Annotated in this window: 12 protein-coding genes; 7 read left to right on the top strand and 5 right to left on the bottom strand. The window is 67.9% G+C overall.

Features of this window, described 5'->3' with window-relative positions:
• Positions 1 to 12 precede the first annotated feature (12 nt).
• Positions 13 to 2,073 carry a bifunctional aldolase/short-chain dehydrogenase gene (locus CXR42_RS00155; RefSeq protein WP_180995936.1) on the bottom strand — a complete coding sequence of 687 codons (2,061 nt, stop codon included), beginning with the start codon at positions 2,071 to 2,073 and terminating at the stop codon, positions 13 to 15.
• Between the two features lie 108 nt (positions 2,074 to 2,181).
• On the opposite strand from CXR42_RS00155, the gene CXR42_RS00150 reads away from it, so the two are divergent.
• Complete coding sequence (locus CXR42_RS00150) at positions 2,182 to 3,150, top strand: sugar-binding transcriptional regulator (protein ID WP_103256946.1); 969 nt, start codon at positions 2,182 to 2,184, stop codon at positions 3,148 to 3,150.
• Here the strand turns inward: CXR42_RS00150 and mtnA are convergent.
• Together mtnA and mtnK are read right to left on the bottom strand one after the other, a co-directional pair.
• Positions 3,147 to 4,244: an S-methyl-5-thioribose-1-phosphate isomerase gene (mtnA, locus tag CXR42_RS00145; RefSeq protein ID WP_103255503.1), complete on the bottom strand. Its 1,098-nt coding sequence runs from the start codon at positions 4,242 to 4,244 to the stop codon at positions 3,147 to 3,149. The genes CXR42_RS00150 and mtnA overlap by 4 nt on opposite strands.
• The gene (mtnK, locus tag CXR42_RS00140) at positions 4,241 to 5,506 is read right to left on the bottom strand and encodes an S-methyl-5-thioribose kinase (protein ID WP_103256945.1); all 1,266 of its coding nucleotides are present in this window, start codon (positions 5,504 to 5,506) and stop codon (positions 4,241 to 4,243) included. Before mtnK ends, mtnA begins: the two co-directional genes overlap by 4 nt.
• A gap of 119 nt (positions 5,507 to 5,625) precedes the next feature.
• Between mtnK and CXR42_RS00135 the strand changes: the two genes are divergently transcribed.
• The 6 genes from CXR42_RS00135 (at position 5,626) to CXR42_RS00110 (ending at position 12,369) form a co-directional block, all read left to right on the top strand.
• Positions 5,626 to 7,140: a sugar ABC transporter ATP-binding protein gene (locus tag CXR42_RS00135; RefSeq protein WP_103255502.1), complete on the top strand. Its 1,515-nt coding sequence runs from the start codon at positions 5,626 to 5,628 to the stop codon at positions 7,138 to 7,140.
• On the top strand, positions 7,137 to 8,150 hold the full coding sequence (locus CXR42_RS00130) for an ABC transporter permease (RefSeq protein ID WP_103255501.1): 1,014 nt from the start codon (positions 7,137 to 7,139) through the stop codon (positions 8,148 to 8,150). Before CXR42_RS00135 ends, CXR42_RS00130 begins: the two co-directional genes overlap by 4 nt.
• A gap of 70 nt (positions 8,151 to 8,220) precedes the next feature.
• Complete coding sequence (locus CXR42_RS00125; protein WP_103255500.1) at positions 8,221 to 9,261, top strand: substrate-binding domain-containing protein; 1,041 nt, start codon at positions 8,221 to 8,223, stop codon at positions 9,259 to 9,261.
• A 57-nt stretch (positions 9,262 to 9,318) separates the two neighbouring features.
• Positions 9,319 to 10,248 (top strand): transketolase, encoded by a 930-nt coding sequence (locus CXR42_RS00120; protein ID WP_103255499.1) that lies wholly within the window; start codon positions 9,319 to 9,321, stop codon positions 10,246 to 10,248.
• A 1-nt stretch (position 10,249) separates the two neighbouring features.
• Positions 10,250 to 11,251: a transketolase family protein gene (locus tag CXR42_RS00115; RefSeq protein WP_103255498.1), complete on the top strand. Its 1,002-nt coding sequence runs from the start codon at positions 10,250 to 10,252 to the stop codon at positions 11,249 to 11,251.
• A complete protein-coding gene (locus CXR42_RS00110; protein ID WP_103255497.1) occupies positions 11,251 to 12,369 on the top strand; it encodes a RuBisCO large subunit C-terminal-like domain-containing protein in 1,119 nt (372 codons plus the stop codon). The genes CXR42_RS00115 and CXR42_RS00110 overlap by 1 nt, the downstream gene beginning before the upstream one ends.
• Positions 12,370 to 12,393: 24 nt before the next feature.
• On the opposite strand, the gene CXR42_RS00105 is transcribed toward CXR42_RS00110, so the two are convergent.
• Both CXR42_RS00105 and CXR42_RS00100 read right to left on the bottom strand, forming a co-directional pair.
• Positions 12,394 to 12,729 carry a hypothetical protein gene (locus CXR42_RS00105; protein WP_103255496.1) on the bottom strand — a complete coding sequence of 112 codons (336 nt, stop codon included), beginning with the start codon at positions 12,727 to 12,729 and terminating at the stop codon, positions 12,394 to 12,396.
• Positions 12,726 to 13,376: a hypothetical protein gene (locus CXR42_RS00100; protein ID WP_146037966.1), complete on the bottom strand. Its 651-nt coding sequence runs from the start codon at positions 13,374 to 13,376 to the stop codon at positions 12,726 to 12,728. The genes CXR42_RS00105 and CXR42_RS00100 overlap by 4 nt, the downstream gene beginning before the upstream one ends.
• Positions 13,377 to 13,378: the final 2 nt, after the last annotated feature.

Raw genomic sequence — 13,378 nt, 5'->3', positions numbered from 1 at the left:
ATTATAGCCGGTTCAGCGCAACGCAGCCTCGATATTGCCGCCATCCACCGTCATCACATGGCCGGTCGTCCGTTCGGCCCGCGCCAGCATGACGAAGGCCTCGGCCACATGCCGCGCTTCGACCTCGGCACGAAGCAGGTTCCCGGCCATATAGGTCGCCTCATCCACTCCCCGCGCGGCCGAGCGGGCAGCGATCATGTCCGACGACAACAGGCCCGAACGGATGCGGTCGGCATTGATGCCGTTGACCCGGAAGCCCTCGGCCCCCAATTCCAGCGCAAGCTGGCGCAAAAGGAAGAAGGTTGTGGCCTTGGGCAGGCCATAGGCGGCAAAGCCCTTGCCCGGATTGACCGCCTGTTTCGAGACGTTGAACAGGATCTGCCCCGGTTCCGCCCCGCGCGCCCCACGACCGGCGGCTTGCGCGCGGAACTGGGCGATGGCGGCCTGGGCAAAGGCAAGGTGGGCAAAGAAGTTCAACTCGAAACTGTCGCGCAGCACCTTGTTGTCCAGCGTGGCGATATCGCCGGTGACAGCCGCGCCGGCGTTGGACAACAGGATGTCCAGGCCACCGAACCGTGCTGCACAGGCCGCGACTGCAGCCGCCGCCGCTCCCGGCGCCGTGATGTCGCAACCATACGCACCGTGGTCCTGGCCCAGCGCGGCAAGCGCCTTGTCCAGCGCCTCGCCCGGCCGGTCCACCAGGAACAGCGTCGCACCCTGCGCTGCAAAGGCCCGGGCCGAGGCGAGGCCGATGGCCCCTGCCCCGCCGGTCACCAGCACGACCCGGCCTTGCAAGGGCGGGGCCTTGCCGCTGCCCAGCTTGGCTTGCTCCAACGACCAGTATTCCATGTCGAACAGGTCCTTCGCCCCGATGGGACGGAAACTGCCTACAGCTTCGGCATCGGCGCGAACTCGGGCTGACTGGCAGCCGATGTCGCCGGCAATGCGGGCAGCGGCGGCGGTGGCGCCCACGCCCACGATCCCGGCCCCCTCCAGCCAGACAAGACCCGGCATCGGCGACAGCATCTTCTTCGGCTCGTCGGCATGGGGGGCATGGGTATCGAAATAGGCGCGATAGCGGTCGGCATAGGCCGCCACGGCAGCCCGCATCGCCTCGGCCCCCTGCTGGGCCGTCCGCAGGACCAAAGGCTCGGCCTTGGTGCGGATCACATGGTCCGGCGTGGCGACACCGCGCGTCGCCAGATCCTCAAGGTCGGCCCGAGTGGAGAACGCACGCTCCGCCTCGCCCGCCCGCAGGTCCAGGACCGGCAGGTGCGCCGCCTCGGGCAGGACCGAAGCCAATGCCCCGCGCAAGGTGGACAGGACCAGGGCCAACTGGTCCGCCGGCAAGGCGGCGGCAGGGACCAGCGGCGCGGGGCGGCGGTCGGCAAGCCAGGCCTCGACCAGGTTGGTATGCTGCACGATCCGGTCATAGCTGGACCGCGCATCCGGCCCCCATGCGAAATGGCCGTGGTTGACCAGTAGCAGCCCTTCGGCCTCGGGGTTGCGGTCAAAGGCATCCGCCGCCGCCTTGGCCAGCGCAAAGCCGGGCATGACGTAGGGCACCAACGTCAGCCGGTCTCCGAACAACTCCCTCGTCGCAGCTTCGACCTCGGGCAGGTTGGCCAGCACCAGGAAGGCCGTCGCATGGGTGTGGTCCACCACTTTGTGCGGGATCCAGGCATGCAGCAGCGTCTCGACCGAGGGGTTCGGGGCCGCAGGGTCCAGCAGGTTCAGCCGCTGGACATTGACCATCGCCTCGTCCGACAGCGTGGCCAAGTCCCGCAGCCGCATCAGGGGCGCCATCCGCACCGCTGGCAGGCCCTTCGCCTCGATCGTCTCCAGATCCCAGCCCGACCCCTTGATGTGCAGCACCTCCACCACTTCGCCGAACACATCCACCGCCGTGGATTTCAGCGAGGTATTGCCGCCGCCATGCATCACCAGATCCGGGTCACGCCCGATCAGGCGCGAGGTCAGCACCCGCAAGGCAAGGTCGCGCGCCCGGGGATCGGGGCCAGCGGCGGTCAGGAAAGCCTGGGCTTCGGCCTCGTTCCAGCGATTGGCGATCATCGGCTTCTCCTGCTAAGGCTTGCAAAACGGCGTTGCGCGCAAGGGCAACGCTTGGAATTTCTACTTTTGTCAGATATAGTTGTCAAAGGTCAAATGCGTGAGGGCCGGATGGGCGGACTGACACGGCGGCGCAATCTGGCGCAGGTCAGCGGCGAGAATGCCGTGATCCAGGTTGCCTGGATGTATTACCAGGACGGCCGCAACCAGCAGGAGATCGCCGAGGCGCTGGGAATCTCGCGCGCGACGGTGGTCAACTACCTGCAAGAGGCGCGGGAAAAGGGGCTGATCCGCATCACCCTGGCCGCGCCTGCCTTTACCACGCACCGTCTGGCGGTCGAACTGACGGATCGCTTCGGCCTGCGCGCCGCCTATGTCATCCCGGACGAAGGTCTGGCCACCGAAGAGGCGTTTCTGCGCGTCGTGCGCGGCGCGGCGAACTGGCTGCCCGACCTGATCGCACCCGGCGACCGTCTGGGGGTGGCCTGGGGCCGCACCGTCTATGAACTGGCCGAAATGATCGAGCCTGCACCGATGGACGCGCTGACCGTGCTGCAACTGGTCGGCTCGATGGCCACGCCCTATGGCTTTACCGCCGAGGCGTGTTCGACCCGCCTGGCGCAGAGGTTGGGGGCGCGCTGCATGAACTTGCACGCCCCGGCCATCGTCAGCCGCGCGGCGCTGGCGGCCGAACTGCGCGAAGAGCCGATCCTGAAGGCCCAGCTTGACCAGCTGGAGACGGTGAACAAGCTGCTCTTCTCGGTCGGCACCGCGACGGCGGAGAGCCACATCGTCCTTAGCGGCCTAGCCACGCGCGACGACCTGGACTGGTATGTCCGGCAAGGCGCGGTCGGCGTGATCTGCGGCCGGTTCATCGACGCCGACGGCCACCAGCTCCCCGGCCCGATGGAGGACCGGATGATCGGTGTCCCCCTGCCCCGGCTGGTCGGGTTGGAGATGGGTATCCTGATCACTCCCGGCCTGGACAAGGTCGCGGCCACGCGGGCGGCGATCCGGGGCGGCTATGTCACCCACCTGATCACCGGCACCACGGTGGCCGAGGCGCTGTTGGCCCCCTAGCCCGCAGCCCTCAGGTCCGGGAACATCGCCGCCATCCCCTCGCCCGTCGCGGGGCACAGGCCACGCTCGGTCAAAAGGCCCGTCACCAGTTCGGCCGGGGTCACGTCAAAGGCCGGGTTTCGCGCCCCGGTCCCGTCGGGCGAGATCTGCACCGTCACGATCCCCCCATCCGCAGCACGGCCCTGGACCATGGTGACCTCGGCCCCGCTGCGTTCCTCGATCGGGATTTCCTTGACCCCGTCCTGCACCCGCCAGTCGATCGTCGGGGACGGCAAGGCGACATAGAAGGGCACGCCATTGGCCTTGGCGGCCAGGGCCTTCAGATAGGTGCCGATCTTGTTGCACACGTCGCCCCGCGCGGTGGTGCGGTCGGTGCCGACGATGACCATGTCGATCTCGCCATGCTGCATCAGATGGCCGCCGGCGTTGTCAACGATCAGGTCATGGCTGATGCCGTGGCTGTTCAACTCCCACGCGGTCAGCTGCGCACCCTGGTTGCGGGGGCGGGTCTCGTCGACAAAGACATGGACCGGGATGCCGGCCGCATCGGCATGGTAGATCGGACTGGTGGCGGTGCCCCAGTCCACCGTCGCCAGCCAGCCGGCGTTGCAATGGGTCAGGATGTTCACCGGCTTGCCCGGCTTTCGCGCCGCGATCTTGCGGATGATCTCCAGCCCGTGCAGGCCGATCTGGCGGTTGATCTCGACATCCTCGTCGCAAATCTCCACCGCCCGCGCCGCCGCCGCCGCCGCCCTGGCCGAGGGCGGCAGGGGCGAAAGCACCCGACGCATCTCGTCCAAAGCCCAGCGCAGGTTGATCGCGGTCGGGCGGGTTTCGTGCAGGATCTCCCAGGTTTCGGCCAGCGAGGCGTCCGAAGGGTCGGCGGCCATCTGTACCGCCACGCCCCAGGCGGCGGTCGCCCCGATCAAGGGCGCGCCGCGCACCCACATGTCGCGGATCGCGGTGGCGAATTCGGCCCGGGTCCGCAGCGGGACCACGCGCAACTCATGCGGCAGCCAGCGCTGGTCGATCACCTGCACCACGCCCTCGGCATCCTGCCAGATCGTGCGATAGGGGGTTCCATTGATCTTCACAGGTGATCCTCCTTGTCCATCCGCCGGGCCATGGCCGTGACCATGCCGATCCCCGGCATCGCCCCCGCGCCCAGCATCAGCTGCCGCCCCATCGCCAGCGCCCGCGCCTCGCAGGCGGCGCGACGGCCCTCATCCTCGATCCGTTCGAAATCGGCGTTATGCGCCAGGCCCAGGATGCGGCGGTGCATCTCGACCCCGCAGAAGCCCAGCATATCGACCCAGATCCGGCCCAGAAGATCGGCCAGCGCCTGCTCGGCCGCCAGGGCGTGCCCCTGATCCTCATAAAGGCTGGCCTGATACAGAATCCCGCGCCGTTCGGTCCGCCAGAGGTGGCTGAACTCGGCCACAAAGACCTGCCAGATCGTCTCGACCACCGACAGCAGCCAGTCCTGATGCGCGGCGCGGTCCCCCTTCGCGGCCTCGTGGCCCGGCTGGCTGAAATGCGCCATCAGGAAGTTCGCGATCAGCATCCCCACGTCAAAGCCGATCGGCCCATAGGTGGCAAACTCCGGGTCGATCACCTTGGCCTCGGTATCCGTCACCATGATGGACCCGGTGTGCAGGTCCCCATGCAGCATCGTCTCGGCCCGGCTGGTGAAGGCCAGCTTCAGATGCTGCGCCGCGACCTTCAGCGACAGGTCCGCGCGCAGCCGCGCCACGATACCCTCCAGCCCCGGCGTGTGCCGGTTCATCGGCGCGTCGAAATAGGGGTCCGAGAACACCAGGTTCTCGGTGATGTCGCACAGTTCCACGTTCCCGGCGAACAGCGCAAGGTCCGCCTTGCGTGCCGCAGCCGTCATCGACAGGTCCGAGCCGCGGAACAGCGTGCGGGCGCAGAACTGGCCCAGCCGCTGGCCCAGCCCCACAACCTGCCGCCCCGCGATCAGCGCCTGACGCAGGATGACATGGGGGGTCAGGAACTCCATCACCACGATGGCCTGCGCCTCGTCGAAATGCCAGACAGCGGGGACCGAGCCGGGATCCCGCGCCTCTTGCCGGATCAGCGCGTTGTATTCGAAGAATGACCGCTTCAACGGCAGGGGCCAGCTTTCGCCCACCAGCCGCACATAGGGCAGCGCCTGCTTGACCACCGCCTGCCCGGCGTCACCCGAAACGATGAAGACCAGGTTCAGGTTGCCATCCCCGACCTCGCGCACCTGCCAGGTTTCCGGCGCGCCGACCCGGTCCCGCAGGATCGACAGCGCACCCAGCCGGCCCGGCAGTGTGTCCGGCGTCAGCGCGACATAGCCTTGCGCGGTCATGCGGTTTTCCTCCCCTTTCCGCTTCTTGCCCGGCAGGATTTCCAAAAATGCGGCATATGTCAAACACTATTGACAAATGATGATCCAGCGGTAGCGTGACGGTGGGGAGTGAGGAAAAGATGACACCGCAGGCCATCACCATTCGCGGGCTGACCAAGGCCTTCGGCCGCAACGCGGTGCTGCGCGGGGTGGACCTGGACCTGCCGGCGGGACAGGTCACCGTGCTGATGGGCGCGAACGGCGCCGGCAAATCGACGCTGGTCAAGGTGCTGTGCGGCGTTCATGCCGCCGACGCGGGCGAAGTGCGGCTGGACGGCGCGCCCTTCGCACCGGCTGGCCCGGCCGCCGCGCTGCGCTCGGGCGTGGTGACGGTGCATCAGAACATCAACGACGGGGTGGTGCCCGACCTCGACGTGGCCTCGAACCTGCTGCTCGACTCGCTGGCCGACGGGGCCGGATTGTTCCTGAACCGCCGCCAGATGCGTGAGGACGCCCGCCGCATCGCCGCCGCCGTGGGGCTGGAGATCGACGTGACCCGCCCCGTGGCGGGCCTGCCCCTGGCCGACCGGCAGCTGGTCGCCATCGCCCGCGCCATGGCCCGGCGGCCGCGGCTCTTGATCCTGGACGAACCCACATCGTCGCTCTCGCTGGCCGAGGCGCAGCGGCTGTTCGCGCTGGTGGACCGGCTGCGCGCGGTAGGGGTGGCGATCCTGTATATCTCGCACCGCATGTCCGATATCCGCCGCCTGGCCGACCGGATCGTCTCGATGCGCGACGGCCAGGTCTCCGGCCTGTTCGAGGGGCAAAGCCTGGACTACTCCGGCGCGGTCCGGGCCATGCTGGGGCATGAGATCACCGAGGTCGACATTTCCATCCCGCCGCGCGGCCCGGCGATGCTGCAAGCCACCGGTCTGCGTCTGAAGCCCGAGGCGCGGGCCTTCGACCTGACCCTGCACCGCAACGAGGTGGTGGCGATCACCGGCCTTGTCGGGTCTGGAAAATCGGCGCTGGCCGCAGCACTTTTCGGACTCGAGCCGCCTGTGGCCGGGACGTTGCAACTGGACGGCCAGCCCTACCGGCCCGCAAACCCCGGTCAGGCCGTGGCTTCCGGCGTGTTTCTGGCCGCCAAGGACCGGCTGATCAACGCGGTCATCCCCGGCTTCGACATCCAGCAGAACCTGACCCTGCCCTTCACCGCCCGCCACGCGGGCCCCCTGTCCCTGATCCGCCGCGCAGCGGAACGGGCGGCGGCCGAACGCGCCATCGCCGCGATGGGCGTCGTCTGCCAGGGCCCGCGCGACGGCATCCTCACGCTTTCGGGCGGCAACCAGCAGAAGGTCGTCGTCGGCCGCTGGATGGCCGAGGCAAGCCGCCTTCTGATCCTGGACGAGCCCTTCCAGGGCGTCGACATCCAGGCCCGCCGCGACATCGGCCGCCGCATCCGCGACAGCGCCGAAACCCGCGCCACTCTGGTCCTGTGCGCCGAGATCGACGAGGCGCTGGAAGTCGCCGACCGCATCCTGGTGATGAGCGAGCATACCGTGGTCGGCGACCACAGGAACGAGAACATCGACCTGGCGCTTCTGATGGCCCAGGTCTCCGGCGCGGCCGAACAGACGAAAGAACCGGCATGAAACCCCTGTCCCCGACCGAACTTGCGATCCGCTACGGCTTTCTTGTCCTGATGGCCGGCCTGATCATCGTCTTTTCGGTGCTGAAGCCGGCGTTCCTGTCGCCCCAAAGCGGGGTGTTCATCCTGCAATCGGTGGCGATCACCGGCATCCTGGCGCTTGGCGTCACGGCCACGCTGGTGGTGGACGGGTTCGACCTATCCATCGGCGCGGTGGCCACCTCGGCCATGATGCTATCGGCCTATGTCATGGTGATCTGGGAGATGGGCGCGCTCAGCGCGGTCCTTCTGTGCCTGGCCATGGGTGCGGTGGTGGGGCTGGTGAACGGCCTTCTGATCGTCAAGATGCGGGTGCCCGACCTGCTGGCCACGCTGGGCATGATGTTCCTGCTGGTCGGCCTGCAACGCATCCCGACGCAAGGCAACTCGATCTCGACCGGGATGGTCCTCGCCGATGGCCGCACCGCCGAGGGCAGCTTTGCGCCCGAGTTCCTGATGCTGGGCCGCCACCGCATCGACTTTATCCTGCCTGACCTTGTGCCCCTGTCGGTGGTGGTGCTGGTCGTGATCGCGGTCCTGACCTGGGTGTTCCTGGAACTGACCCGGCATGGCCGGGTGATGTATGCCATCGGCTCGAACGCGCAGGCGGCGGCGCTGGCCGGGATCAACGTCGCGCGCTACCGGGTGCTGGCCTATGTCATCTCGGGCGTCATGGCGTCGATCGGGGGGATCCTGCTTTCGGCCCGCCTGGGACGGGGCGACGTCGCCTCGGGCAACAACCTGCTGCTGGACTCGGTCGCGGCCGCGCTGATCGGCTTTGCGGTTCTGGGGGCTGCCAAGCCCAACGCCTTCGGCACCGCCATCGGCGCCCTGTTCGTCGGCATCCTGCTGCAGGGCCTGACCATGCTGAACGCGCCCTACTACACCCAGGATTTCATCAAGGGCGCCGTCCTTGTCGTGGCCCTTGTCTTTACCTTCGCGCTCTCCGGCCGGGCCGGCCGGTCGCGGACCTGAACCTTCGGCAAGGCCGACACCAGAAGCGGCCCGCCGGACCTGAACACCAACGGAGAAATGGGAGGAACCAATGATCTCCAGACGGACTTTCGCAGCCCTTGTGACCAGCGTGGCGCTGGCCCCGACCCTGACCCTGGCGCAGGAGGCCGCACCGGCCCCCTTCGACAATCCGGGCGAGGTGAACATCGCCCTCGTCCGCTATCTGTCCACCGGCGACTTCTTCCAGGCCTATCTCTCGGGCGTGGAAAAGCAATCCGCCGCCCTGGGCGTGAACCTGCAGGTCTTTGACAGCCGCCAGGACGCCGCGCTGCAGGCCGACATGGTGGACCAGGCCATTGCCCTGGGGGTGGACGGCATCATCATCCAGCATGGCCTGACCGAGTCGATGAAGGAAGCCGCCCAGCGCGCGGTTGACGCGGGGATCAAGGTCGTCGCCTTTGACGTGAACGTCGAAAACCCGGCGATCCCGCAGGTGGAACAGTCGGATGCCGCTCTGGCACAACTGGCGCTGGACCAGGCCATTGCCGACCACGGCACCGAATGGGTCGCGGGCTTTGTGCATGTGGCGGGCATTGCGCCGCTGGACCGCCGTGCCGCCGTCTGGGAAACGGTCAAGGCCGCCAACCCCGGCATCCAGGAAGTCGCGATGTTCGGCACGCTGGACAACCCGATTGCGAACTCGGTCGCGAACCAGGCGCGCTCGGTCCTGTCGGCCAACCCGACGATCCAGGTGATGTTCGCCCCCTATGACGAATTCGCCAAGGGCGTGAAGATCGCCGTGGACGAAGCGGGCATGTCTGGCCAGGTCTCGATCTACTCGGCCGACGTGTCCACCGCCGACATCCAGCTGATGCGCGAGGCTGGGTCGTCCTGGAAAGCCACCGCCGCCACCAACCCCGCCGTGGTGGGCGAGGTCTCGGTCCGCACCCTGGCGCTGCTGCTGGCGGGCGAGGACCCGGGCGCCAGCGTCATCGTTCCGCCGACCCTGATCACCCAGGCGATGCTGAACGAGCTGGACATCAAGAACATGGAAGAGCTTGGCGCCAAGCTGCCGGCCTTCGCCCATGCCGATGTCGCCATGGCGCCCTGGATGACCCTGCCGCCCCGCTAAGACCGACCCCGGGCGGGCCCGTCGCGGCCCGCCCGTCCCGCCGCCCAGGAGCCCGCCTTGCGCAACGAAAAGACCACCGAGGAAGTCGCCCACGCCATCCGCGCCCGCGTCTTCGAACACACGATCCGCAACAACGGGGGCTACCTCAGCCAGGCCTGCTCGGCCGCCGAGCAACTGGCGTTTCTGTATAACGAGGCGCTGAACCTTGGCCCCTCGACCATGCCGATGGTCCCGCCGCCCTTCTCGGGCGTGCCCTCGGCCGGGAACCCCGATTACGTCACTGGCGCAGGCTACAACGGCCCCTTCGACGCCGTGCATGACCGGCTTTTCATCGCCCCCGCCCACTATGCCCTTGTCGCCTATGCCTGCCTGATCGAGGTCGGCCGCATGGCGCCCGAGGGGTTGGAAATGTTCAACAAGGACGGCTCCTCGGTCGAGATGATCGGCGCCGAACACTCCCCGGGGATGGAGGTCCACAACGGCACCCTTGGCATCGGCCTCTCCACCGCCGCAGGCCTGGCCTTTGGCCGCAAGCGGCTGGGCCATTCCGGCCGCGTCTGCGTGTTCATGTCGGATGGCGAGGTGCAGGAAGGCCAGACCTGGGAGGCAGTGCAGGCCGCTGCGCACCATGGCATCGACAACCTTTGGGCCATCATGGACGTGAACCGCCAGCAGTGTGACGGCGCTATGGATGACGTGATGACCGTGGGCGACATCGCCACCAAGTTCCGCGATTTCGGCGCGGTGGTCGCCGAATGCGACGCCCACGACCTTGCCGCCATGCGCGCGGCCAGCGCCACCCCCCACCCCGGCCGGCCCCTGATCGTGCTGGCCCATTCCCGCCCCACCCAAGGCATGGAAAGCCTGATGAGCCGTTTCCCCCGCCTCCACTACGTCCGCTTCAAGTCGGAAGAGGAACGCGCCCGCATGAACCATGACATCGCCGCCGAGCTTGGCGTCCCCCCCGTCACGCTGGAGGCCCACTGACATGGAGATGGTCAACCGCCCCTACGCCGCCGCCTTCGAGGCCTATGCCACCCAGCACCCCGAGGTGCTGTGCCTGTCCGCCGACCTCACCTCCAGCTGCGAGATCGACGGCTTCCGCGACCGCCACCCGGACCAGTTCCTGTCCTTGGGCATGGCAGAGCAGAACATGTTGTCCTTTGCGGGCGGCCTTGGGCTGGCCGGCTTCCGGCCCTTCCTGCACTCGTTCGGCGTGTTCCTCTACCGCCGACCCTATGACCAGCTGATGGCCTCCATCGCCTATCCCCGCCGCAAGGTCCGCCTGATGGGCTTTCTGCCCGGCGTCACCACCCCCGGCGGCATGACCCATCAGGCGATCGAGGATATCTCGGTCATGCGCACCATCCCGAACATGACCGTCCTGGAAGCCGGCGACGCGACCGAGGTCGAAAGCATCGTGGCCGAGGCCGACACCGTCGACGGCCCGGTCTACTGCCGCATCCTGCGCGGCGCGGTGCCGCGTCTGTTCACCGAACCGCTGAAGATCGGCCGGATGCGGGTCCTGTCCGAAGGCGACGACGTGCTGGTCGTCACCGCCGGCATCACTACGGAAGAGGCGATTCGTGCCCGTGGCGCCCTGGCCCGCGCCGGGGTCTCGGTCCGCCACCTGCACCTGAATACCCTGAAACCCTTCGACGCGGCGCAGATCGTCGACCACGCCGCAAGCGTTCGGCACGGCGTCATCACGCTGGAAAACCACCTGGTTGCCGGCGGGATCGGCTCGATGGTGGCGGAAGCCCTGGCCGAGGCCGGCCTGCCCCGCCGCCTGATCCGGCTGGGCTTGCAGGACACCTACGCCCACGGCGGCTCGCGCCCCTATCTGATGCAGCACTACGGGATGGACGCGCTGTCTCTGGTCCACGCGGTGGAACGGCTGACCGGCCAGGCCACCGACATCGACGAGGCCGCGCTTGGCGCGGTGCGGATCGATGCGGTCCATTCCCTTGTGAAGGCCGAGGCGCTGTAATGTCCCGCTTTGCCGTCACCTACCGCCTGCGGGCCACCTCGCACGGGGAAGCGCAAGCCCGTGCCGAAGGCATCGCGCTGGAGCAGACCGTGGAAATCCCGCGCGACGTGGTGCCTGCGGGGTATGTTCAGGACGAGATCCTTGGCCGCGTCGAGGAGGTGGGCCAACTGGCCGAAGGCGTCTGGCAGGCCGTGGTCAGCTACTCTCCGGACAGCGCGGGGGACGAATTCACCCAGTTCCTGAACGTGGTGTTCGGCAACTCGTCGATCCAGCAGGGCATCCGGGTCACCGGGATCGACCCCGGCCCCGCAATGGCCGCCCGCATGCCCGGCCCGCGCTTCGGCATCGCCGGAATTCGCGCCCTGTCCGGCCGGGAAACCGGCGGCATGATCGCGCCGGTCCTGAAACCCATGGGCCTTGCGCCCCAGGACTTTGCCCGCCTCGCCGCCGGCTGCGTCCACGGCGGCGCCGACATCGTGAAAGAGGACCACGGCCTTGCCGGCCAGCCCACCGCCCCCTTCCGTGCGCGGGTCGAGGCGGTTTGCAAGGCGATGGCCAAGGCCCGGGCCGAAACCGGGCGCAAGACCCTGTATTTCCCCAACCTCTCCGGCCGCCCGGAAGAGATCGAGGCGAACCTGCGCTTTCTGAAGGACGCCGGCGCCGATGGCGTCCTGGTGATGCCGGGCCTTTTCGGCTTTGGCCTGGTCCACCGGATCGCCCGGGACGCCAGCCTGAACCTGCCGGTGATGACCCACCCTTCATTCCTTGGACCCTATGTCCTTGCCCCGGACAACGGCATCGACCACGGCGCCCTGTTCGGCACGATCCAGCGGCTGGCGGGGTCCGACATCTCGGTCTTTCCGAACGTCGGCGGCCGCTTCGGCTTTACCGCCGCCGAGTGCCAGCAGATCGCCACTGCCTGCCGCGCCCCGGACGGACCCGGCCGACCCATGCTGCCCAGCCCCGGCGGCGGGATGAGCGTGGCCCGCGCCGCCGAGATGCAGGCGATGTATGGCGGCGACGTGGTCTATCTTCTGGGTGGCAGCCTCCTCAAGGACCCCGCCCGGATCAATGAGGCCGTGGCCGCCATGCGCCATGCCCTGGCGGCGGCGGGCTGACTTCAGCCGGCCGAATTGCCGGGCCTAGAAACAGATGATCTCCGCCTCGGCTTCCGCCCGTCGCAAATCGGCAACCGTCGCGTTTGCGGGGGCGGTGTCGCGGAACAGCGTGGACCTCTCGCCCGAGGTCTGCCGCATGGTCAGGACAGTTTCGGCGGCCACATAGGCGTCATAGGGCAGGATCGTCGCAATCACATCGACCGCGCAGGAGCATTTGCGAAGCGCCTCGGGCGTCTGGCCATTCACGGCCATGCAGCCAAAGACATAGCTTGCCCGCGCCTCGGTGGGATAATCATTTGCCGCCGCAACCCCGGCGCCCGCCAGGCAGAGAGCCGATACAACATGCAAAACCCGGGTCATTCGCCACCCTTTCCCGCATCGGTCAGCTTGATGGTCTCATGGTAGCCGGTCGCGGGATCGGACGTATCCGCGCTCAGGCTCAGGACGTGGCCCGGAACCGTGGGGGACACGACGAAACGCAGCGTCAGGTCGGCAAGGTCGCCCATGCGGCCCCGGTTCGGATCGTCCGTGAAGGGGCGCAGGGTAAAGGCCTGTGCCGCGACCACGCGACCGGCGAAAGGTTCGCGGGCACTGGTCGGATCGCCCCCGCTGCGCAGGGCGTCCTTGATCCGGTTGCGGATGTAGAACGGGCTGCCGCCAGTCAGCGCCGCCACGTTCCGGGCGACGGATTCAAGGAACACCAGCACCACGGGATTCCCGCCCTCTGCCGAAAACTCGCCAAGACTGCGCCTGCGCAGGTCGGCGACAAGGGTCAAGGACAGGTGTGCCGCGTCCTCTGTCGGTTTGGACAGAACCATCGCCCCCTCGGTCACGGGTGGGAACTCCATGCCCGCGGGGCCGCTTCGGACATGCGCGTAAGTGATCTCCTCTCCCGGGGCGAGGGTGGAGAATAGTCCTTCGGCGAACAGGCTGTCGGTGATGGTGTCCGCCTGCGTTGGCCCGACAAGCACCAGACCTGACAGTATGATCGCAAGCCGTCTGGTCATCG

Source organism: Tabrizicola aquatica, from assembly GCF_002900975.1.
Lineage (GTDB): Bacteria > Pseudomonadota > Alphaproteobacteria > Rhodobacterales > Rhodobacteraceae > Tabrizicola > Tabrizicola aquatica.
This window is presented reverse-complemented; position numbering and strand designations above follow the sequence as displayed.

Excerpts from the sequence above, each read along its gene's own strand:
- CXR42_RS00135 (WP_103255502.1), top strand. The coding sequence starts at position 5,626 with ATGACACCGCAGGCCATCACCATTCGCGGGCTGACCAAGGCCTTCGGC.
- CXR42_RS00105 (WP_103255496.1), bottom strand. The coding sequence starts at position 12,729 with ATGACCCGGGTTTTGCATGTTGTATCGGCTCTCTGCCTGGCGGGCGCC.
- CXR42_RS00115 (WP_103255498.1), top strand. The coding sequence starts at position 10,250 with ATGGAGATGGTCAACCGCCCCTACGCCGCCGCCTTCGAGGCCTATGCC.
- CXR42_RS00150 (WP_103256946.1), top strand. The coding sequence starts at position 2,182 with ATGGGCGGACTGACACGGCGGCGCAATCTGGCGCAGGTCAGCGGCGAG.
- CXR42_RS00110 (WP_103255497.1), top strand. The coding sequence starts at position 11,251 with ATGTCCCGCTTTGCCGTCACCTACCGCCTGCGGGCCACCTCGCACGGG.
- CXR42_RS00100 (WP_146037966.1), bottom strand. The coding sequence starts at position 13,376 with ATGACCAGACGGCTTGCGATCATACTGTCAGGTCTGGTGCTTGTCGGG.
- mtnK (WP_103256945.1), bottom strand. The coding sequence starts at position 5,506 with ATGACCGCGCAAGGCTATGTCGCGCTGACGCCGGACACACTGCCGGGC.
- CXR42_RS00155 (WP_180995936.1), bottom strand. The coding sequence starts at position 2,073 with ATGATCGCCAATCGCTGGAACGAGGCCGAAGCCCAGGCTTTCCTGACC.
- CXR42_RS00130 (WP_103255501.1), top strand. The coding sequence starts at position 7,137 with ATGAAACCCCTGTCCCCGACCGAACTTGCGATCCGCTACGGCTTTCTT.
- CXR42_RS00125 (WP_103255500.1), top strand. The coding sequence starts at position 8,221 with ATGATCTCCAGACGGACTTTCGCAGCCCTTGTGACCAGCGTGGCGCTG.